The sequence below is a fragment of the Gilliamella sp. ESL0441 genome (genome assembly GCF_019469185.1).
GTDB lineage: Bacteria > Pseudomonadota > Gammaproteobacteria > Enterobacterales > Orbaceae > Gilliamella.
Genome location: NZ_CP048264.1, coordinates 1,506,353 through 1,526,932, shown reverse-complemented (window position 1 = coordinate 1,526,932; position 20,580 = coordinate 1,506,353). Strand labels below are relative to the sequence as shown.

Sequence of the window (20,580 nt, the reverse complement as noted above, 5' to 3'; positions counted from 1 at the left end):
TAATGCCAAATTACGAAAAGCATGATTTTAAATCATTAAGCAATATCTTCTATTTTTATGGAGCAACTATGCAAATCACGACTGTTTCTAAACTTGAAATGACTGAGATTAAAAATTTGATAGCGGGAATTTTGAACTTACCGGAATCAAACATATTTGATGAAGATAGCGTGCCTGATGTTTCAAGTTTAGATAGATTTGTCACTGTACTTAATATTTCCCAAACTGAAATAGGAAAAGAAATTTTATATTTCGGCAATGAAGAGGAGGAAGTGATATCTACTCTAAAAGAGGCAACTATAACTGTCAAAACCTATGGCAATGATGCCTATGATCTGCTATGCAAGTTAACGGAGTCAATGAAGTTAACGCCTGTATGGCAAAAATTAAAAAAATTAAGAATGGGGTATCTTAGATGCTCTGATATTGAAAACATATCTACAACTTCTGCTGACAAAACAATTTGTCATGCACAAGTAGATCTTATTTTTTCCATCAATCCAATCGTTAAAACCGAAATTAAACGCGGTGATAACGTTAATTTTACATTCGAGGTTACTAAATGAGTTTACCATTAAGTCAAGTCGTAGATGCAACGCTACAACAATCGCCAAGAGGGGCACAAAAACGAGACCTAAGCGTTGTGGCTATTTTTACAAAAGATATGTGTGAAGAGTTTAGCAATAAAGATGCGCGCTATGTTGTTGTTTCTGATGCAACGACAGTCGCAAATTTATTTGGCACTGATTCTGATGCATATAAAGCTGCAGTTGCTTTATTTTCTGCTCAGCCAAAACCAAAAACGGCATTGATTGCTAAATATATGCAAGAAGGCGTTACAACTAAAGCGTTGAGTTCAAAAATTAATGGCTCTGCCTTAGCTGTCAGCTATATTCAATTTAAGAATATTAAAGATGGTTATTTTTCTTTTTATTTTGGTGATGCTAAACATCAAATTACTGATCTGGATTTTAGTAATGTATCAAGTATGAATGATGTTGCAACAGTCATCAATACTAAATTAAAAGATAGTGGAGTTTCAGTTATTTATGATTCTGTTGGTAATAGATTTATTTTAGCTGCTCAAAAAGAAGGTAAGGGCGACAATTTTGGATATGTGTTTGATTCTCAATCAGAAGGCTCTTATATCGGTAATCTTTGTAATTTAATTGATGGTAAAGCATCATTAATTAAAGGAGAGGATGCGACAACTTATAGTAAAGAGTCGCCTGCAGAAGCATTAACTGCATTACAAAATCAATATCAAAATTGGTATGGTGTTTACTTTGCAAATACGATTACTGATAGTGAACTAGTTGAGGCTCATGATTGGGTTGTTGCACAAGGCGTTGAAAATGCCAAAGTATTAGCTTATACCGAAACTCGTGTTAAAAATATTGAATACAGTGATGATAATGTTCTTAAAACATTGTCAAAACGTAATAGTGGTCGTTTGATGGTTCAATATAATAACAAAGGAAATAATCATGCTGCTGCTGAACTTATGGGTATTGCGTTAACTACCGTTTGGACTGGTGTTAATACTGCTAAAACAGTTAAGTTTAAACAAGAGGCTAGTGTTACTTCAGATGACAAAATCACTGTCAATGAAGCAATGAAATGCCGTCGCTTAGGTATCAATTTCTATACTGATTATGCTGGTGTCAATATGCTTGCAGAAGGTGTAATGATTGGTGGAACATTTATTGATGAAACAACTGGTTTAGATGCGTTTGTTAATGCTATTCAAGTCCAAGCCTTTAATGCTTTACAAGGTGAACCAACAAAGATACCTCAAACCGATAAAGGTCAACAACGTTTAATTAGTAAGTTAAAAATCATTGGTGAACAATTTGTCAATAACGGATTTCTTGGACTTGGTAAATGGTCGCTTGGTGATATTGGTGAGTTAAAATCTGGAGATACCATGAATGGATATTATTTCTATTCTGATTCTTTTGATATGCAAGACACGGCTGATCGTGAGGCGCGCAAAATGATGCCAATCAACTGCGCATTAAAACTTGCTGGTGCAGGTCACAGCGTTGATATTATTGTTCAATTTAATCGATAAGGATACACGATGTCTAATAAATCTTTTTCTTTAGAAGATGCTGTCTTAACAATTGATGGCTATGAAATTACTGGTTATGAAAATGCTCAAGATTCTATAAGTATTGCTCCAATAGGTGATGATGGAGATATCACTTATGGTATTAATGGTGAAGGCGTATTTGTTAATACTTGTAATAGAGGTGCTACTGTTACAATTAAAACATTACAACACACTGAAACTAACGAAGTATTAAATCAATTACGACAAGAGCAAATTAATAATCCAACTAAAGCGACTAGTAAATTAATTGCCTATAAAGATTTACGTAATGGCGATGAGTTTTTATTAACCGGATGTTGGTTTACTACGCCGCCGACAATTGCTCGAGGTACAGCACACAATGGTTTAACATGGACACTTAAAGCAACGAAGGCTGAATTTAACATCAAAGGTGGTCTATAATGGAAAACAAAGATTATACATTAGACGATGTTGTTTATGTCTTTAAACAGGCAGATTTTTACAAAGCCAATAAATATCTCAAAAAATTAACAGCCCTTTTAAAGGGCTGTTTTTCGTTGGGGGATGATAAATCAGGGCTTGATATTGGTCAATTGGCTTCTAACATTGGCACTGAACAGTTTGAGGAAATTGAACGATTCATTCTTGATTATGTTACTGCTACTGATGAAGCAGGTAAGAAGGTACTATTCCAAAATCCTAGAGAGGTTAGTGAATTTTTCAATGCTCACAGAAGCCATTATTATCAAATCATCATTGAGGGATTAAAATTCCATTTTTTGGGTTTTTTACCAAGTGGCCTGTTATCCAATGTAAATACGCTCAGCTTGGAGGAGATAGCCAAGAAAGCGATGTAGATTGGTTTATGTGGAGTGTAATTGTAAACAAATACGCAACACTCCACGATTTAAGAACTGTTTATTCACTTGATGATGTTATCGAAATGCACAATGTGATAGCAGAAGTTAGATTGGCTGAAAAGCCAAAGGAGAAATAAAGTGCATCTAGAACAATATTTGATAAAAATTGGTGTTGATATCTCACAAGTAAACAATCTAACTAAAGTCACTACTTTGTTAGAAATCAGTGCAATGAAGTTATCAAACATTGGTAATGTTATAAATGATTCGCTTACTAATGTCATTACTGGTTCTAACAAATCTGTAAAACAAGCCGCTGAATCATCTGAAGAAGCCAAATCTAAATTTGAAATTTTGAAAGAATCTTTAGATGACATTACAACTGTTGCTAAAAAATATGGTGACAAAATTGTGAGTGCGGTAGAAGACGCTACTAAATCCATAGAGAAGTCCATTAAATCTATAGAAAAAACTATTAAATCTACTAAGGAAGCAGCTGGAAATACAGAAAAACTTGCTGAGTCTACAGATAAGGCTGCTAAATCAGCTGAAAAATCCAAATCTAATTTTGAGTCATTGAAAGAAAAGCTAGTTAAAATTTCATCTGCTGCAAAAAAATATGGTGAAAAAATTGTTGATGCTTTTAATAGCGCTATTGACAAAGCAGAAGAACTTTCTACCAAAAAAAATCTTTTATTTTCAATTTCAAAAAAGGAATTAGCATTAGTAAAAAAATACAAGGCTGAGATTGAGAAATCAGGTCTGGCGATTGACACCATAAAAACGAAAATTGCTTTAGGATTATTACCAAGTGTAACTGATCTTGTTAAGACTTTTAATAAATGGCTCGAGACTAACAAGGAATTGGTTGCCAAAGGTATCAATGTCGTTGTAAGTGTTGTTTCGAGTTTTATTCAAGTGATAAAGCATGCTTTTGAATTTATCGACATGATTATTTCTAACACAATCGGTTGGGAAAACGCCATAATAGCCTTAAGTGTTGCTTGGGCAATTTTAAATCGTGCTATGTTATTCAGTCCTTTAGGTTTGATAATAGGTTTGATAACAGGATTATTATTAATCATTGATGATTTCATGGTTTTCTTGAAGGGCGGTAAAAGTTTATTTGGTCCATTTTGGCAAGCCTGTATAGACAGCATAAAGGCAGTAATAGATTGGTGGCAAAATTTAGATAAAAACTGGAAAAGTGTAATTTTTGCTTTATTAGGATATCTACTACTTGTCGGGGGTAAATTAGCCTGGTTATCAGGTAAAGCCAAACTAATTTCTTCACTTACCAAAGCTATTGTTAAAGTCGGTAATGCTTTCAAAGCGCTTGGAGCAGTGGTCAAAGTAATAAGAACAATTGGTGTCGCGATAAAAGCCCTCACTGCAGTTATGATGGCAAATCCAATTCTGGCTATTATTTCAGCAATCGCTTTAGCATGTTATCTCATTTATGATAACTGGGACGGTATAACCTCATTTTTTTCTAACTTATGGGATGATGTAACTACTTCTTGTAGAAATGCAGCTAAAGATATTCTCATGTACTTTGGTATGAGCGAAGAAAATGCGGAAAAGACTGTTGAAACTATAGGAAGAGTATTTGACGCCACATTTGACTTTTTAACTTCACCTTTTGAGGCGGCAGTGGATTTTGTCAAAAATCTATTTAGCATTTGGACTGATGATAGCACTTCTACCATGGAAAAAATTGGAAAATCTTTTGAAGCCGCAATCGATTTTATCTCAACTCCATTTAAAGAAGGTTGGAAATTAGTAAAAGATTTATTCAATATTTGGGGTGTCGATCTTGATTCTTTTATTGATGGCATTAAAGATGCTTTTTCCAAAGTTTTTGACTTCATTAAAAAACCATTTTCTGACGGAAAAAAATGGATCAAAGATAACTATGATGGTTTCCTTAATAAAGCCAAAAATGGTATTAAGGACAAGCTTTCATGGCTAGGTATCAATATGAATAATGATGAAGAAAAAAAATTAAATGATAATAAAAATTTAGCTAATGTTAATACAAATTTTGCTTACGCTGGTAGTTTATCTTCATCAAATACAAACCTTAATAATAATTCAGTAACAATTCATAATACGATGAATGTTACCCAGGCTCAGGATGGCTTTGATAGCATTTATAATATTGTAGACAACACAGCAAGACGAATCAACGATAATACATGCACAGCAATGGGGTCTAACTGATGTTTCAATCTATATTAAATAAATCATCAACAAACAATGGGTTGATTGTTAGTAATAATTTTATATTCAGTTTAGATATTAATACCTCTGAACAGCATACATCTAAATTAAAACTAACTGAAAATCCAATTGAAAGTGGGGCTAATATTGCAGATCATGCCGTATTAGATCCTAAAGAAATCTCAATAAATGGGCTTATTGTTGGATATGAAATAAATAATGTGTCAGTGGACAGTACTGTGGAATCGAATTTTAATGATTATCCATTGCCCATGCCGCTCAACATATTTAGCGGACAAGCTCAGTGTATGGTCAATCGATTTGCATCCCATTTTGAAAGTGAAGCAAAAATTCAAAATCCAGTTGTGGCTGATTTTCTTCCTGAATATCAGTCCCCACAATTGAATAGTTTATCTTCAGATCGGATTGCGGATGCTTACGAAAAGTTATTGGCGATTCAACGTAGTGGTGAACCTGTTATATTGCAAACAAATGCAAAACTGTACAAAAACATGGTTCTTACTTCTGTAGGGTTGACTCAAAAAAAGGAGACCTATGGTGAATTTGTATTAACATTTCGAGAAATCTTTATTGTCGAAACTAAAATTGCAACTATTATAAATAAACCTGTTGCTAAAAAAAATCTCGGTAAAACACAGCCTCAAAAACCCAAAGAGGAAAAATCAATTTTATACAGGTTTTTTAGATGGTTATTTAGTTAGTTTAACAAAGCCAATGCTAAATGAAGTGATTGAATATTTGGTAATTGGTGGAAATTTGAGAGATTAAGTATGTACGTTATTCAAACAACCAGTGATGATGTTTTAGAACAATCATTTTCGTTATATGATATGAATTTACGTTTAACATTGAGATTTAATGCTGTTTCAATAGGATATCAATTTGATTTGTTTGATATTGATAATGATAAATACATTACCCAAAATAAAGGTTTGTCTGTAAGTAGTCCTGCTCTTATTGAGTTTGATACACCTTTTGTTTTAGTACTTTATGACAAATCAGGATTAGGAATTAATGCAATATCTAAAGGTGACTTAAACAATCGTATGCAATTACTAATCATGACGAAGGAAGAGTATCGTGAAGCAATTTGGTCGAGTTCTTGAACTTAAAATAGGCAATCGGAAAGAATGTGTAATTATTAATAACCTTAGAGTGACTTTTTCTATAAAAAAAACGTTATCTTCTGAACCTAATACAGGCGAAATATCAGTCTATAATCTTAATGATTCTAATCGTAATTTAATTACCAGTAAACAATATAATTATCTTGAACTGTCAGTTTGCTACAAAGAGGACATTCTTAGTTTAATCTTTTGTGGTGATATTCTTTCTGTTGAAAATAATCTATCTGGGCAGGATATCATCACCACCATGCGATGTGGTGATGGTCATCGAATATATACCGAAAAAACCATTTTCAAAACAATGGAAAAAGGGCAAAAGGATAAAGATATTGTAGAAGAAGTGCTGAAAAATTTAGGAATCCAAAAAGGTGAGATTGATCTTCCAAATGATAGGATTTTGCCCAGAGGTAAAGTTATGATGTGTGATACACGTGAAGTGATGCACAAAATAGCAATTAATAACAATGCCGATTGGTCTATACAAGATGATCAGTTAGTTGTTATTCCAGATAATAAAGCCTTAGCTAATAACGAGGGATGGGTCATATCAATGAATACCGGCATGATTGGTAGCCCCAAAAAAACCGATAATGGGTTGGAAGTTACCACGTTATGTAATCCTCATTATAAAATTGGGGCTCTTATTCGAGTGGAATCAAGGTTAACTGAATATAACGGTGACTATAAGATAGAATCTATTGAACATAATGGAGACTTATACGGAACTAATTGGCATAGTAAATTAGTTTGCATTAGTGGAAAATTTGAAAAGTCTTCATCTTCAAAATGATGATTATTGATAATAACATTATTACATACATTTCTATGATAGTTATGTAGCAACAGATGATAAAACTGACATCATTGTTTTCATAACAAAAAATACTCATTTCCCGATAAAAATTAAATCAAATCTCATCAAACCGCCTTTTGGCGGTTTTTTTATTGTCAGGAGAATATATGACAAATTCACTATTTCAAGCAATTGAGAATCAAATTAAACGGGCACAATCGAATATATATACTGCTTTACCAGCTAAAGTGATTTCTTTCGATGGTCATACGGTTAAATGTATCCCAATGATAAATAGAGTATTAGCAAATGGTGAAGAAATATCCATTCCCACATTGGTAGACGTACCAGCACAATTTCCTCATGCCGGCGGATATTGTATTACCGTACCAATTAAAGAAGGAGATGAAGGACTTGTAGTCTTTTCAAGCCGTTGCATCGATGGCTGGTTTGTCTCGGGCCAAGCTTCAAAACCACTTGATAATAGAATCAATGATTTGAGTGATGGTTTTTTTATTGTCGGATGCAATAGTATTCCAAATAAAATTCCTGATTTTTACCATAATGGCATATCCATGCAAACGGATGATGGTGAAACTTATATAAGGCTTACCAATGGAAAAATCTATATTAAGGGCGATATTGACCACGAGGGTAATAAACAGCAATTAGGCAACTACAATCAAATTGGTAGTTTTAGTCAGTCCAATGGTAATACATTTAGTTCTGGAATTATTACAGCCGAAGATGTCAAGACAAATAAAGGTATTGATTTAAATACACATACGCATATCGGTGTGAAAAGCGGTAACGAAACAACAGGAGTACCAAATGAAGGTTAGGGAACTCGATAAAAATCATGATTGGTCATTTGGATTAAGTCTGGCTAATTATTTAGATAAGTCTCAAGCAATTGCACAATGTGTTAAAACCAAATTACTTTCACTCAAAAATGATTGGTTTTTAAATCGTAATGATGGCATTGCATGGTTTGATTATCTGACGAAAAATCCAAATACAAGACAGTTAGAAATAGATGTAAAAACTGAAGTTTTTAAAGTTGATGGTGTCATAAGTATTGATAGTTTTGACATTCTATTAGACACAGATACACGTGAATTTCTAATCCAAATCAGTTACACCGATAAATATAACAATTCCAATGAGGCCTCATTTAATGTTACAGATAACAGATAAAGGAATTACTATTGATGATATTGATATCATCCAAAATCGTTTAGTAAAAGCATTTAAATCGATTTATGGTGAAAATGTTAATTTAGATAGTGATACGCCAGATGGACAATTACTGGGGTTATTTTCTCAAGAATTAACGAATATTCATCAAGCAGTATCATTTATTGTTCAAATGCTAGATCCTTATCAAGCGACGGGTCAATGGCTAGAACAACGTGCTATGTATGCCGGTATAACTAGAATTAATGCTTCATATTCATATATTGATGAGGTGATATTCAGTGGAACACCAAATACTAGCATACCTCAAAATGCAATATATATTGATAAAAATAAGAACAAATGGCAATTAATGCATTCTATCACCCTCAATGAATTAGGGAGTGCTCGAGCCAAGTTTCAATCATTAGAACTGGGTCATTATAATGTTAATGCCTTTGAAACATTTACACCTAGTACCGTTATTATTGGTGTTGATAATGTCACAGCTAACACTTCAAGTTATGGTGGCGTTGATCAAGAAACTGATAGTCAACTTCTAAAGCGGTTTATGCTTTCTCATTCAATTAATAATTATGATGATCGCCAAGGTATTACAGCTGCCTTGAAAAATATTGTTGGTGTTAAAAAATGTAAGGTATATGAAAACTTTACCAATCAAAACGATGAAAAAGCGGTTCCTCCACACTCATTTAATGCTGTTGTTTTAGGCGGCTCAGATGAAAAAATAGCTGAGGTTATCACTAAGAAGAAAATCGGTGGATGTGGTTTACATGGCGAGATTGAAACTTTTTATAAGTTAGACGGAATTTTACGAAAAGTCTATTTTGATAGACCTAAAAAAATTGACATTAACGTATCAATGACATTAGGACGTTATCAAACGTTTAATGATATAAATGTTAATGAAATTAAAAGAAATTTGAGAGAGTTAGAATTTGATATTGGTGAAAATATTTATGCTTCACGGATTATATCTAACATTAATCTCGTCGACGGATTCTATATAAAAGAACTGACAGTAAACGGATCTAACATTGCTAACATTGGTTATCGTGACTATGCAGAAATAACAAATGTTGAGGTCTTGATCGATGGCTAGAGAAGACTTTTTAATTTGGCAATATCGAACAAAACCCAAAGCATTAGGTACAATTAAAGCCATTTTCAAAGAAACAGAAAATACCTTTCAAAATGTGATTCAAATTGGCGATATTCTAAGTATCAATGATGCAACTGGTTATGCACTAGATCTTGTCGGTCGCCATGTTGGGGTATCTAGAGTATTGCCAACCGCTATTGCCAGAGAATATTTTGGTTTTTTGTCTGATAAAACTGCGTTAGCTTTCGGTGATGGTGAGTTTTACCGATATGGTAACGCATTATTATCTTCAGTTGTGTTAAATGATAATGACTACCGTTTTTTCATAAAAGCTAAAATTACTAAAAATTATCAAACAGGAAAAATATCAAATATTGTCGAATCCATTAAATTTGTGATTGGTAATGATGGTAATGTAGTTGATTTACAAAATATGTCTATGAATATTCTTGTAAACAGTGATTATCTCAACTCCTTAACTTTATATGCAATCAGTAGAATGGACATATTAGTCCGTCCTATTGGCGTTATGTACCGTTTTCTTGTGTTATCTAATAACCAACCATTCGGATTTGCTGCTGATGATCAATCATCTGCATTTAATTTTGGAAAATTTGTTCGACTTCAAGACATAGGAACTATTCAATGATTATACAAAAAAAACCAGATTATTTAATTTTTGCTGATACTGCAAAAAAAGGTGAAAATATAGATTTTCCCGATGTAAGTAGAGGTTGGGGTATTACTATCGATCAAACTGCTTCGAAACCACCAATGGAATGGATGAACGGTGCATTTAATCGAATTGATAAAAACATACTATATTTGTTACAACAAGGTGTGCCGGAATGGAGTGAGTTAGTGACTTATCCAGAAAATGCTATTATAAAATATAATGGTGTTTTATATATTGCCATAGTTGAAAATGACAATGCAAAACCGGCGAGCAACACGTCTAAGTGGCAAAGATTACAGGCAGATTATTTTAATGCTTTACCCGCACAAAAAATAACGAATGGTAATGGTCCTATTTATGAGGTAGGTGAACAGGTTGATTTTAAAAAACGCCCTACATTTAATAATTCTAGTTTGATTAGCAGTGCTGAATATGCAGGGGTATTTGCAAAAAACGGTTATGCAAAAATGCCGAGTGGTTTAATTTTGCAATGGGGCGAGGGGCAGTATCAGGCTGAGGCTGGGATAAATGGGTGTATTCAATCGTTTTACACAGAATTTCCCAATGCGTGTTTATCTATTGTTACCGGCGACGGATTTGCAGGGGTTAATTCAACAGCAGCGTACCCGATTTCTCGTGCTCAATATGGATGTTGGTGTAGAGATCCGTGGGGGAATTATGCTAACACCGGTTTTTTTTACATCGCGATAGGATTTTAAATATGAAACATTTTTATAACCCCAACACACAATCATTTTATATAGATGACATTAACAACGAAATACCTAATGACAGTGTGGAAATTACAGCAAAACAGCACGATGAATTGTATTATGCAATTAATGCTGGTTGCATCATATTTGATGATTTAACGTATTCAGAACCGTCCCCCGATATTTTTCACCAGTGGGACGGGGAAAAATGGGTTTTAGATAAAAATGCTGAAAACGATTTTAAATTCAAACAAAATATTGCTCTCAGGGATAAACTGATTAATGATGCAAATGCAAAAATAACATTATTACAACGCGCAATAAAATATAACGTAGCCACAGATACTGAAAAACAATTACTAGAACAACTAGAATTATTTACGATTAATGTTTCTCGTATTGACACGGCAAATGTTAACGCAGTGTTTCCTGAAATGCCCGAGTAATGACTCGGGCGGTACTAGCTAACATTTATCCCCCGCCTAATAACCGTCAGATGAAAAATGAATGACAGGGATAAACCCAGGCGTTGATGATGTGACAGATACATCAAACGAATTTTTCGACACCCCTAAACCATCGGAACCGCGGTTACTTCTCACCCATGCCCCGTATTCGTTAGATTGCGGGATATCGATCGTAGCACCTGCTAAACTCACAGTTGTAGACACGTGGGTTGTTGGATATGCCCGTGGTAGCGGAATTTTATAAAAATGTGTGTAATATGTAACCCCTGCAACCGTTGCAGCGTTATATTTACCCACCGGATCTAGTTTTAAAGTCCCGAATTGATGTATATAACCATTCGGTAACATATACCAACCGATTGATGGGTTTTTTAGATGTTCAAATTGATCTATTGTTACAATAACAGAATTATTAACTAACGGCGTTTTTTTAAAATTGGTTTGGTCACCTACCTCATAAATAGGATGATTTATTAATTCTTAGTTTTTTATATTCCCTCCCTCTATTGTCATTATATCTATCTGTCATCTGTTGAGATTTATGTCCTAATAAAGTCATTGTATCGACTCGTTGCTCTCGGTATAAACGTTCTGCTAATGATCTTATTTCATGAAATGTGGTAGGTGTACCTGTCCAATAATTTTTTTTAAAAACTTTATCACGTAAGCGTGCAAATTGTCTTGTTATTGTATCTAACTTTATTTGTTTGTTATTATTGCTTAGCAAATAATTGTTTTTAGTCGATTCAATGATATCTTGTAAACTAATATTAAGTTTTTTACATTTCAATTTAACAGGTAATGCTATTTTCGCTCCTGTTTTATATTGTTCAATTAATAAGTAATTACGTTTAATGTTAGATTTTTTCATAGTTGCGATATCGGAACGACGTTGACCCGTTACTATGGCTAACATCATTGCATCATGTAATGTTTTATTTCCCATTTTGTCAGCTTCATTTAATATTTTTCTAAACTCATTTAATGTCATTCGAGATCGTTTTACCGTAACTTTAGGGCATTTAATTGGTTCAGCAGGATTTCTGTCATTCCAACCTTGAGCATATGCCTCCCTGAAAACATCTTTAAGAAGGTGATACATACATTTTGCTGACGGGGCTTTATCTTGATCGGTGTATATTTTAATGATTTTAGAAATATCAGGAGGGGTTATTTGCGTGAGTGGTTTAACACCAATTTGCTGGCGGATGACTTTTATTAAATACGTTTTAATTTCGATTGTTTTTGGTTTTAACTTGCGTTCAGCAAGAATTTTAATATATTCATCTAGCCAATTATTTACAGTTTGAGATTTTGTTGATTTAAATAGTTTAGATAGAAAAAACATAGTGCCCCATAAATTTATTATTTTGCACTAAAATTTATAGGGTACGCCATATTATTTACAATTTGTTGTAATTAAATAATCGTTTTACCCCTATGTGTATAGGGAACGTTATCCATTTAACCTGTTCACCCAAAAATCATTTTGGTGAACAACGCTTGGTGGGGCATGCAAATGTATAATTTGATGAACCCCATTTAATGTTTATATAAACTAACCCATAGGGATAGTTTATTTTATTTCAATTTTTAATTTTTTATATTAGTCTAGAGTTAATACAATTCCCTCAGCATGATCCTAACGAGTTGATAATAAATTATCTATAGGATATAAACCATTGTCATCAAATCGAAAAGTTCTCTCCATCATATTTTGAATAAAATACCAACTGTGTTAAATTGATTAATTCAAACAAAAACTTCATTTAAATGCTTACATAACATTTTCCTCATCAAAAATCTGGAAATCCCACTAGTGCTGTTAGTTATAATTAACTGTTTGATTGTATTGCATATTGAGCGCTTTATGCGGTCATTAACTATTTTTTTCTTTTTGTGGTATTTTTTAGATGTTTGTAATTTGTTTTGACGAGGATTAATCAGTAATCAATTTTTACGAAGTGAGTTTTACCCCGCAGTTACCCCAGTTTTACCCCAGAAAAAAATTGATGTGAAATTGAATCCTTGTGAAGCCTTTTCGCATAAGACTTTAGAATGGTACGCCCGGGTGGACTCGAACCACTGACCCCCACCATGTCAAGGTGATGCTCTAACCAACTGAGCTACGGGCGTAAATTTGAAACACGCAAATATTAGCTTCCAAATTGATTCCAAGCAAGTAAAAAAATTATTTTTTGGTTGTTTTTTCGGCTGTTGAACGTTTTTGATTATAAAAAATACAGGATTTGTTAGTTTTTATCACTGTAACAAATCTAAATTGAAAACAAATATCAGTTCAAGGTGGTTTGTTGCTTTATTTTTAGCTATACTCGATAAATTAACAGCAGTGATTTATTTTTAGGTTAGCATGTCGATAAAAGATCAGATTGATACAGTTTTGCATAATGTTTTTGGTTATAAATCTTTCCGAAATCAACAAAAAGAGATTATCGAATCAATTATCGATGGGCGTGACACATTAATTATTATTCCCACTGGTGGCGGAAAGTCGTTATGTTACCAAATCCCCGCTGTAATCTTACCTAAAACGGCAATCGTGGTTTCCCCCTTAATTTCGCTAATGAAAGATCAAGTAGATCAATTAGCCGCAAATGGTATTTCTGCTGCTTATCTTAATGGTTCTCAATCGTCATCCGAACAGCAAAATGTCATTGAACGATACCTTAATCATTCTATTAAGCTTTTATATATCTCACCAGAAAGATTGGCATTAGCGTATTTCCAAAGTTTAATCGAACAAAATCCCCCTTCTTTAATTGCAATTGATGAAGCTCATTGTATTTCACAATGGGGGCATGATTTTAGACCTGATTATCGGCAATTGGGACAACTTTCAGCACGTTTTCCTGGTGTACCGATTGTTGCTTTAACCGCAACTGCCGATAAAATGACTCAAGCGGATATTATTACCCAGTTAAATTTAGTGGATCCTTTAGTTGTCGTTCGTAGCTTTGATCGTCCAAATATCCGTTATACTGTTGTCGAAAAATATAATTTAACCGACCAAATTGTCTCTTTCATTGAAACCCAAAAAGGGAATAGCGGTATTATTTATTGTGCTAGTCGTTCAAAAGTAGAAGATATGACTACTAAACTTGCTGCACGGGGATTTTCCGTGGCTGCTTATCATGCAGGACTGACTAATCAACAACGCCAACAAGCACAAGAAGCTTTTTTGAAAGATGATATTCAAATTATTGTTGCAACCGTTGCTTTTGGGATGGGGATCAATAAACCGAATGTCCGTTTTGTTGTTCATGCGGATTGTCCACGCAGTATCGAGGCTTACTATCAAGAAACCGGGCGAGCAGGGCGTGACGGTGTACCGGCTGAAGTAATGCTACTGTTTAATGCCAATGATCTGAGCTGGTACCGACAACAGATTAGTGAAAAAATGGAAGGACAACATAAAGATGTTGAATTCCATAAAATCGATGCAATGCAATCATTTGCCCAAAGTTTAACTTGCCGTCGTATCGTTTTACTCAACTATTTTGGTGAACAACGACAAGAACCTTGTAATAACTGCGATATATGCCTTTATCCTCCTGAACATTATGATGGTTTAGTGGATGCGCAAAAAGTATTATCTTGTATATATCGTGTTGAGCAGCGCTATGGTGCGCAATATATTGCAGAAGTTTTACGAGGGTCAAACCGATCGAAAATAAAAGAAAACGGACATGATCGTTTGTCTGTTTATGGTATTGGGAAAGAGCACTCTATCGACTATTGGCTTCATGTAATAAGGCAATTAATTTATCATGGCTATCTGATACAAAATATTGCTGCATATAATACCCTTCAATTAACAGAGCGTGCACGCAAAATATTGAAAGGAGAGATTGCATTATCTTTGGCTAAACCACGACTTGAAATTGTGAAGAAAAGCCGTTTAAATCGTTATGCAAGAGCAATAAATTTAACTACTATCTTATCTTATGAAGAGCGTATTTTATTTGGGTATCTTAAAAAATTACGTAAAGACATTGCCGATAGTGAAGATGTTCCACCCTATATTATTTTTAGTGATGCAACATTACTCGAAATGGTACAAACGATGCCTGAAAGTAAACAGCAATTACTCAATATTACCGGCGTTGGTAAAATTAAATTAGAAAAATATGGCAATCTTTTTCTGGATAAAATTAAAGAATATATGATTAACAATATATAATATTGAAACAATTTAAAAATAAACTTAGCATGATAATTATTTGTATGATCCAACAGGAAAAGTTAAATAATTAACAACCAATAAAATGGAGCTTTTTATGTCAACAATGAATGATATGTCTCAAATGCTTGCATTAGTATTATTGCTACTAATTCTTTATTTAGGCGATATCGTATCTACACGAACCAAAGCATGGGTGCCTTCAGTTTTTGTTTGTGCCGTGCTTTTCTTAGCAGGTTACTTCACTTTCTTCCCAAAAGATATTGTCGCTCGAGCAGGAATCCCCAAAGTCGTTGCTGTCATGTTTATGTATCTGTTAGTCGTAAACATGGGAACTTTACTTTCAGTTAGAGAATTACTGCGCCAATGGAAAACTATCGTTATTTCACTGTCAGGCATTGTCGGAATCATCATTGTGGTTGTGATCGTAGGATACTTATTTTTTGACTACAACACAGTTATTATTGCAATTCCGCCTTTAGTCGGGGGGATTGTTTCAGCTATTATAATGGCAGGCGGTGCAACGAAAGCCGGTTTGCAAGATCTTGCCGTGTTCGCCATTATTATTTATGTCATGCAAGGCTTTATTGGTTATCCACTAACTTCAATCATGCTTAAACGTGAAGGACGAAGAGTGCTTAAAAAGTATCATGACGGTACATGGAATGCTTTAAATGATCCTAAGTCTACATCGAATAAGGAAGAAACCGAATCTAATGATGAACATCCAATGCCAAAAATGTTTGCGATGTTTTCAGCACGGTATAACACAACCTATTTTATTTTTTTACGAATTGCGATTATTGGCTTTTTTGCTTATTACGTGGCAAAAGTATTGGATCCTATTATCAGTATAAGTCCATTTGTACTTTGTCTATTATTCGGTGTAATTGCCGCATCGTGTGGTTTTCTTGAACGTCATCCTTTAAAAAAGGCGGGTGGTTTTGGTTTAGCTGTCATGGGACTTATGCTGTTTATTTTTGACACATTAAGTCAAGCTACACCTGACATGCTAGTAAGATTAATTACGCCTCTGGTTGTCTTTATATTATCAGCTGTACTTGGTATGTTTATCTTTTCGCTTATTGCCGGAAAAATGTTAAACGTTAGTCGAGAAATGGCGTTTTCGATAGCACTAACAGCACTCTATGGGTTTCCTGCTGATTATATTATTACCAATGAAGTGATTAATAATTTAACCAAAAATGAAAAAGAAAAAGAGGTACTCACTCGTCATATGTTACCGCCTATGTTGATTGGTGGATTTATTTCAGTCACTATAGTGTCGGTTGTTTTAGCAGGCTTTATGGTCAATATGATAGTCGCACCAGCAACACAGTAAATGATAAATGTCTACAAGTTTGATGACAATTAATCGGATAACAAGATTTAAGAACAGTTTTTTGTAACTATCTTCTTAATATGTTTTCAATATCAAACGCATTAATTTTGATGGACTAAATAACAAGAACAAAGGTAGTAAAATGATAAATCAAGATATTAAAAAGATAGTACAACAAAATATAAAAGAAATGGTTGCTTTTCGCCGTGATTTGCATCGTCACCCAGAATTACCGTGGGAAGAGTTCAGAACGACAGACAAAATTGCAGAGCAGCTCGATAAAATTGGCATCCCTTATCGCCGTACAGAGCCAACCGGTATTATTGCCGATATTCAAGGTGGAAAACCGGGCAATAGGATTTTATTAAGAGCCGATATCGATGCGTTACCAGTGCAAGAGTTAAGCGACAATATTGATTACAAATCAACCATAAACGGGAAAATGCATGCTTGCGGACATGACACACATGCAGCCATGCTACTGACTGCGGCAAAAGCGCTTTATGCAATACGTGATCAACTAAAGGGTAATGTGAGACTAGTTTTTCAGCCTGCTGAAGAGATCGCACAAGGTGCAAAAGGCATGATTAAACAAGGTGTATTAGATGATGTGGATACCGCTTTTGGTATGCATATCTGGTCACAAACACCTGTCGGAAAAGTATCCTGTGTGGTAGGTTCAAGTTTTGCTTCTGCCGATTTGCTCACAGTCCGTTTCAAAGGAAAGGGCGGGCATGGCTCGATGCCTCACGACACGGTTGATGCTGTCATGGTGGCATCTTCATTTGTGATGAACATACAATCGATTGTCTCTCGCGAAGTGTCTCCGCTTACCCCGGCGGTGGTCACTATAGGAAAAATGGATGTCGGTACTCGTTTTAATGTCATTGCGGAAAATGCGGTTTTAGAAGGTACAGTTCGCTGTTTTAGTGTTGAAGTTCGAAATAAAATCGAAGATGCTATTCGCCGTTACGCCAATCAAGTCGCTGCAATGTATCGTGCAACCGCTGAAGTAGAATATATTTATGGTACGTTACCCGTCATTAATGATGAACAATCTGCGCTTTTAGCACAGAAAGTCATCGTTGAATCGTTTGGTGAAGAAGCCCTTTATTTTGAGCCACCAACAACTGGCGGTGAAGACTTCAGTTTTTATACTGAAAACATTCCCGGTGCATTTGCATTAGTGGGTTCGGGGAATCCTGAAAAAGATACACAGTGGCCACATCACCATGGTTGTTTTAATGTTGATGAGGACGGCATGACAATGGGCGCAGAATTTTACGCACAATATGCTTGGTCATATTTGAATCAACAATAATTATGAATAATCCAACCATTATGTGATCGAAATAATGGTTGGGATTTATCTAGACAATATTCAAATTTTCCACTCCACTCCCCTCCATTTAATTTGTATTTGTATTAATGCAAATATTACTCTATATCCAAACATGCTAAATTCAGTTTATTCTTATCGTTAATTTCTTATTAAAAACTAGTCACGTAAACAAGATTAATAATACATATCACGTAGACCAACACTAAATAAAGCAATTGTAAATAGTTTATTGTCATCTTAAAGACTAATTTTACGCTTTATGATATTATTGATGCCAAATTGATTAGTTATACGCAATGGTGAATATGAGTTATCAAGTTCTGGCACGCAAATGGCGACCAAAATCATTTACTGAAGTAGTAGGGCAACAGCATGTCCTCAAAATTCTATCAAATGCACTTTCGCTAGGTCGGGTTCATCATGCTTATCTATTTTCAGGCACGCGCGGTGTTGGGAAAACCTCTATTGCTCGTTTACTTGCTAAAGGCTTAAACTGCGAAAGTGGGATTACTGCCACGCCTTGTGGAGAGTGTGATAATTGCCGTGATATTGAGCAAGGCAGATTTGTCGATCTTTTAGAAATTGATGCCGCCTCACGAACTAAAGTTGAAGATACACGTGAAATATTAGATAACATCCAATACTTGCCAACCAAAGGGCGCTTTAAAGTCTATTTAATTGATGAAGTGCACATGTTATCTCGTAGCAGTTTTAATGCCTTGCTAAAAACATTAGAAGAACCGCCAGAACATGTCAAATTTTTGTTGGCAACAACCGATCCACAAAAGTTACCGATTACCATATTATCACGCTGTCTACATTTGCATTTAAATGTGCTAGATACTTCGCTTATATCTGAACAGCTTTCTCACATTTTGCAGCTTGAAAAAATTGAATTTGAACCGAAGGCGATTCAATTATTAGCTAAAGCGGCTAATGGTAGTATGCGAGATGCCTTAAGTTTAACCGATCAAGCTATCGCTCTAGGTAATGGCGTTGTTGATGCGCAATCAGTCAGCGTTATGTTAGGGACACTGGATAAAACAATTCCTTTTTTATTGGTTGAGGCACTTTATCAAAATGATGGTAATGCTTTGATGCAACAAATTGAAGCGGCAGCAACACAAGGGGTAGATTGGGATAGTCTACTCGCAGAAACTATTACGCTTTTGCATCAAATCGCTTTATTACAAATTGTTCCAACTGCATTGGGTGATTATACCGATAATGAAGAACGAATTCGTTTTCTAGCACAATATATTGCACCGAATGATATACAATTATTTTATCAAATATTATTGATGGGTCGTAAGGAGTTGGCTTATTCACCTGACAAAAAAATAGGTGTTGAGATGAGCTTTCTAAGAGCGCTAGCATTTCAACCCAAGACTAATGGTAACAGTACCTTAGTATCAAATACAAATTCAACGGTTCAGGCGCCGCAGCCATCAAAACCTTTACCTATTCAAGCATCAGCTAGTAAGAGTGACATATCAAACGCTACATCTGATTCGATGAGTAATGTACCGCCCGTGACTGATATTCATCAAAAATCAGCATTTGGTTCACCACAATCAGAGCCTAATCTTCATCAAGCAGGGCCAGAAAAAACATCACGTATTGAGAGTAACTCGCAATCAGAAATAAGACATTCTCAAAATAGTCCTCAACAATCGGCTAAACAAGATATGCCGATTCCTGATGACGTTTCTTCAGTGACCAAAAGCATTTTAGAAATGCGGATGCAATTAATACAAGAGGAAAAGAATAAAAAAAAGTCTGAATTGGTTGAGAAAAATCAACCAAACGAAGCAAGTATTAATGCACCATTAAGGCATGTCACTGATAATAATCTACCATTGAAGCAAAATGAAAAGAGCTTAGCTAAATCTGATGAAGAGCAAATTACTGCTGAAAATTATCAATGGCAGTCATGTGGACTAATTGAAACTAAAGATGAATTAGTCATTGATACGAAAAGCTTTCGCGAATCATTAAATGGTGATAAAACGCCTGAAATGATGAAAAAATTAATTGATGAAATGGTGCAAAAAGACGCATGGTGTGCGGAGATTGAGAAACTGGATATTGCTCCTTTAATTAACCAAATTGTGATAAATAGCTATATCGAACAAATTGATGATGAAAATATTGTTTTACATTTGCGATCGGCAGTAAAACATCTCGTAAATTCATCAGCAAATATTTCAAAATTAGAAAAAGCGATGTCAAGTTATCGACAAAAACCATTAAAAATTAACGTTATCATTGATGATAACCAAAATATTAAAACACCTTCAGAAATGCGTGAAGACCTTTATCAACAAAAACTTGCGCAGGCTAAAGTAACGATTAATCAAGATCCAAAAGTCGCGATGATTTGTCAATATTTTGAAGCCAAGATTGATGAAACAAGTATTCGTCCTGTATAATCAAGGA

General features: G+C 34.6%; 20 protein-coding genes and 1 tRNA gene. 18 read left to right on the top strand and 3 right to left on the bottom strand.

Annotated elements, in window-relative coordinates; all coding sequences use genetic code 11:
- Positions 1–68 precede the first annotated feature (68 nt).
- The 14 genes from GYM75_RS06925 (at position 69) to GYM75_RS06860 (ending at position 11,235) form a co-directional block, all read left to right on the top strand.
- The gene (locus GYM75_RS06925; protein ID WP_220215244.1) at positions 69–566 is read left to right on the top strand and encodes a hypothetical protein; all 498 of its coding nucleotides are present in this window, start codon (positions 69–71) and stop codon (positions 564–566) included.
- On the top strand, positions 563–2,074 hold the full coding sequence (locus GYM75_RS06920; protein ID WP_220215243.1) for a DUF3383 domain-containing protein: 1,512 nt from the start codon (positions 563–565) through the stop codon (positions 2,072–2,074). Before GYM75_RS06925 ends, GYM75_RS06920 begins: the two co-directional genes overlap by 4 nt.
- Before the next feature lie 9 nt (positions 2,075–2,083).
- Positions 2,084–2,518: a phage protein gene (locus GYM75_RS06915; RefSeq protein WP_220215242.1), complete on the top strand. Its 435-nt coding sequence runs from the start codon at positions 2,084–2,086 to the stop codon at positions 2,516–2,518.
- Positions 2,518–2,934, top strand: coding sequence for a phage tail assembly chaperone (locus GYM75_RS06910; RefSeq protein ID WP_220215241.1), 417 nt, complete (start codon positions 2,518–2,520; stop codon positions 2,932–2,934). Before GYM75_RS06915 ends, GYM75_RS06910 begins: the two co-directional genes overlap by 1 nt.
- Before the next feature lie 141 nt (positions 2,935–3,075).
- Complete coding sequence (locus tag GYM75_RS06905) at positions 3,076–5,160, top strand: hypothetical protein (protein WP_220215240.1); 2,085 nt, start codon at positions 3,076–3,078, stop codon at positions 5,158–5,160.
- Positions 5,160–5,882, top strand: a complete 723-nt coding sequence (locus GYM75_RS06900; protein ID WP_220215239.1) for a phage baseplate protein — start codon at positions 5,160–5,162, stop codon at positions 5,880–5,882. Before GYM75_RS06905 ends, GYM75_RS06900 begins: the two co-directional genes overlap by 1 nt.
- Before the next feature lie 69 nt (positions 5,883–5,951).
- Positions 5,952–6,287, top strand: coding sequence for a hypothetical protein (locus GYM75_RS06895; RefSeq protein WP_220215238.1), 336 nt, complete (start codon positions 5,952–5,954; stop codon positions 6,285–6,287).
- Positions 6,262–7,098 carry a hypothetical protein gene (locus GYM75_RS06890; protein ID WP_220215237.1) on the top strand — a complete coding sequence of 279 codons (837 nt, stop codon included), beginning with the start codon at positions 6,262–6,264 and terminating at the stop codon, positions 7,096–7,098. Before GYM75_RS06895 ends, GYM75_RS06890 begins: the two co-directional genes overlap by 26 nt.
- Positions 7,099–7,268: 170 nt before the next feature.
- Positions 7,269–7,943: a Gp138 family membrane-puncturing spike protein gene (locus GYM75_RS06885; protein WP_220215236.1), complete on the top strand. Its 675-nt coding sequence runs from the start codon at positions 7,269–7,271 to the stop codon at positions 7,941–7,943.
- Positions 7,933–8,298 (top strand): hypothetical protein, encoded by a 366-nt coding sequence (locus tag GYM75_RS06880; RefSeq protein WP_220215235.1) that lies wholly within the window; start codon positions 7,933–7,935, stop codon positions 8,296–8,298. Before GYM75_RS06885 ends, GYM75_RS06880 begins: the two co-directional genes overlap by 11 nt.
- A complete protein-coding gene (locus GYM75_RS06875; protein ID WP_220215234.1) occupies positions 8,279–9,400 on the top strand; it encodes a baseplate J/gp47 family protein in 1,122 nt (373 codons plus the stop codon). The genes GYM75_RS06880 and GYM75_RS06875 overlap by 20 nt, the downstream gene beginning before the upstream one ends.
- Positions 9,393–10,049, top strand: a complete 657-nt coding sequence (locus tag GYM75_RS06870; RefSeq protein WP_220215233.1) for a DUF2612 domain-containing protein — start codon at positions 9,393–9,395, stop codon at positions 10,047–10,049. Before GYM75_RS06875 ends, GYM75_RS06870 begins: the two co-directional genes overlap by 8 nt.
- Entirely contained in the window at positions 10,046–10,795 is a 750-nt protein-coding gene (locus GYM75_RS06865) for a hypothetical protein (protein WP_220215232.1), read from the top strand. The genes GYM75_RS06870 and GYM75_RS06865 overlap by 4 nt, the downstream gene beginning before the upstream one ends.
- A 2-nt stretch (positions 10,796–10,797) precedes the next feature.
- The gene (locus GYM75_RS06860; protein ID WP_220215231.1) at positions 10,798–11,235 is read left to right on the top strand and encodes a tail fiber assembly protein; all 438 of its coding nucleotides are present in this window, start codon (positions 10,798–10,800) and stop codon (positions 11,233–11,235) included.
- A 36-nt stretch (positions 11,236–11,271) separates the two neighbouring features.
- Here the strand turns inward: GYM75_RS06860 and GYM75_RS06855 are convergent, their stop codons facing one another.
- The 3 genes from GYM75_RS06855 to GYM75_RS06845 form a co-directional block, all read right to left on the bottom strand.
- The gene (locus GYM75_RS06855) at positions 11,272–11,460 is read right to left on the bottom strand and encodes a hypothetical protein (RefSeq protein WP_220215230.1); all 189 of its coding nucleotides are present in this window, start codon (positions 11,458–11,460) and stop codon (positions 11,272–11,274) included.
- Between the two features lie 250 nt (positions 11,461–11,710).
- On the bottom strand, positions 11,711–12,604 hold the full coding sequence (locus tag GYM75_RS06850; RefSeq protein ID WP_220215229.1) for a tyrosine-type recombinase/integrase: 894 nt from the start codon (positions 12,602–12,604) through the stop codon (positions 11,711–11,713).
- A 711-nt stretch (positions 12,605–13,315) separates the two neighbouring features.
- Positions 13,316–13,392, bottom strand: a tRNA-Val gene (locus GYM75_RS06845).
- Between the two features lie 235 nt (positions 13,393–13,627).
- On the opposite strand from GYM75_RS06845, the gene recQ reads away from it, so the two are divergent.
- The 4 genes from recQ to dnaX all read left to right on the top strand — a co-directional run bounded on the left by recQ (position 13,628) and on the right by dnaX (position 20,573).
- The gene (gene recQ / locus GYM75_RS06840; protein WP_220215228.1) at positions 13,628–15,457 is read left to right on the top strand and encodes a DNA helicase RecQ; all 1,830 of its coding nucleotides are present in this window, start codon (positions 13,628–13,630) and stop codon (positions 15,455–15,457) included.
- A 115-nt stretch (positions 15,458–15,572) separates the two neighbouring features.
- Positions 15,573–16,799: a hypothetical protein gene (locus GYM75_RS06835; RefSeq protein WP_363317394.1), complete on the top strand. Its 1,227-nt coding sequence runs from the start codon at positions 15,573–15,575 to the stop codon at positions 16,797–16,799.
- Between the two features lie 142 nt (positions 16,800–16,941).
- Positions 16,942–18,120 (top strand): M20 family metallopeptidase, encoded by a 1,179-nt coding sequence (locus GYM75_RS06830; RefSeq protein ID WP_220215226.1) that lies wholly within the window; start codon positions 16,942–16,944, stop codon positions 18,118–18,120.
- 326 nt (positions 18,121–18,446) lie between these two features.
- Entirely contained in the window at positions 18,447–20,573 is a 2,127-nt protein-coding gene (gene dnaX, locus GYM75_RS06825) for a DNA polymerase III subunit gamma/tau (protein ID WP_220215225.1), read from the top strand.
- Positions 20,574–20,580 lie beyond the last annotated feature (7 nt).

Excerpts from the sequence above, each read along its gene's own strand:
- GYM75_RS06925 (WP_220215244.1), top strand. The coding sequence starts at position 69 with ATGCAAATCACGACTGTTTCTAAACTTGAAATGACTGAGATTAAAAAT.
- GYM75_RS06920 (WP_220215243.1), top strand. The coding sequence starts at position 563 with ATGAGTTTACCATTAAGTCAAGTCGTAGATGCAACGCTACAACAATCG.
- GYM75_RS06915 (WP_220215242.1), top strand. The coding sequence starts at position 2,084 with ATGTCTAATAAATCTTTTTCTTTAGAAGATGCTGTCTTAACAATTGAT.
- GYM75_RS06910 (WP_220215241.1), top strand. The coding sequence starts at position 2,518 with ATGGAAAACAAAGATTATACATTAGACGATGTTGTTTATGTCTTTAAA.
- GYM75_RS06900 (WP_220215239.1), top strand. The coding sequence starts at position 5,160 with ATGTTTCAATCTATATTAAATAAATCATCAACAAACAATGGGTTGATT.
- GYM75_RS06895 (WP_220215238.1), top strand. The coding sequence starts at position 5,952 with ATGTACGTTATTCAAACAACCAGTGATGATGTTTTAGAACAATCATTT.
- GYM75_RS06885 (WP_220215236.1), top strand. The coding sequence starts at position 7,269 with ATGACAAATTCACTATTTCAAGCAATTGAGAATCAAATTAAACGGGCA.
- GYM75_RS06880 (WP_220215235.1), top strand. The coding sequence starts at position 7,933 with ATGAAGGTTAGGGAACTCGATAAAAATCATGATTGGTCATTTGGATTA.
- GYM75_RS06875 (WP_220215234.1), top strand. The coding sequence starts at position 8,279 with ATGTTACAGATAACAGATAAAGGAATTACTATTGATGATATTGATATC.
- GYM75_RS06870 (WP_220215233.1), top strand. The coding sequence starts at position 9,393 with ATGGCTAGAGAAGACTTTTTAATTTGGCAATATCGAACAAAACCCAAA.
- GYM75_RS06865 (WP_220215232.1), top strand. The coding sequence starts at position 10,046 with ATGATTATACAAAAAAAACCAGATTATTTAATTTTTGCTGATACTGCA.
- GYM75_RS06860 (WP_220215231.1), top strand. The coding sequence starts at position 10,798 with ATGAAACATTTTTATAACCCCAACACACAATCATTTTATATAGATGAC.
- GYM75_RS06850 (WP_220215229.1), bottom strand. The coding sequence starts at position 12,604 with ATGTTTTTTCTATCTAAACTATTTAAATCAACAAAATCTCAAACTGTA.
- recQ (WP_220215228.1), top strand. The coding sequence starts at position 13,628 with ATGTCGATAAAAGATCAGATTGATACAGTTTTGCATAATGTTTTTGGT.
- GYM75_RS06835 (WP_363317394.1), top strand. The coding sequence starts at position 15,573 with ATGTCTCAAATGCTTGCATTAGTATTATTGCTACTAATTCTTTATTTA.
- GYM75_RS06830 (WP_220215226.1), top strand. The coding sequence starts at position 16,942 with ATGATAAATCAAGATATTAAAAAGATAGTACAACAAAATATAAAAGAA.
- dnaX (WP_220215225.1), top strand. The coding sequence starts at position 18,447 with ATGAGTTATCAAGTTCTGGCACGCAAATGGCGACCAAAATCATTTACT.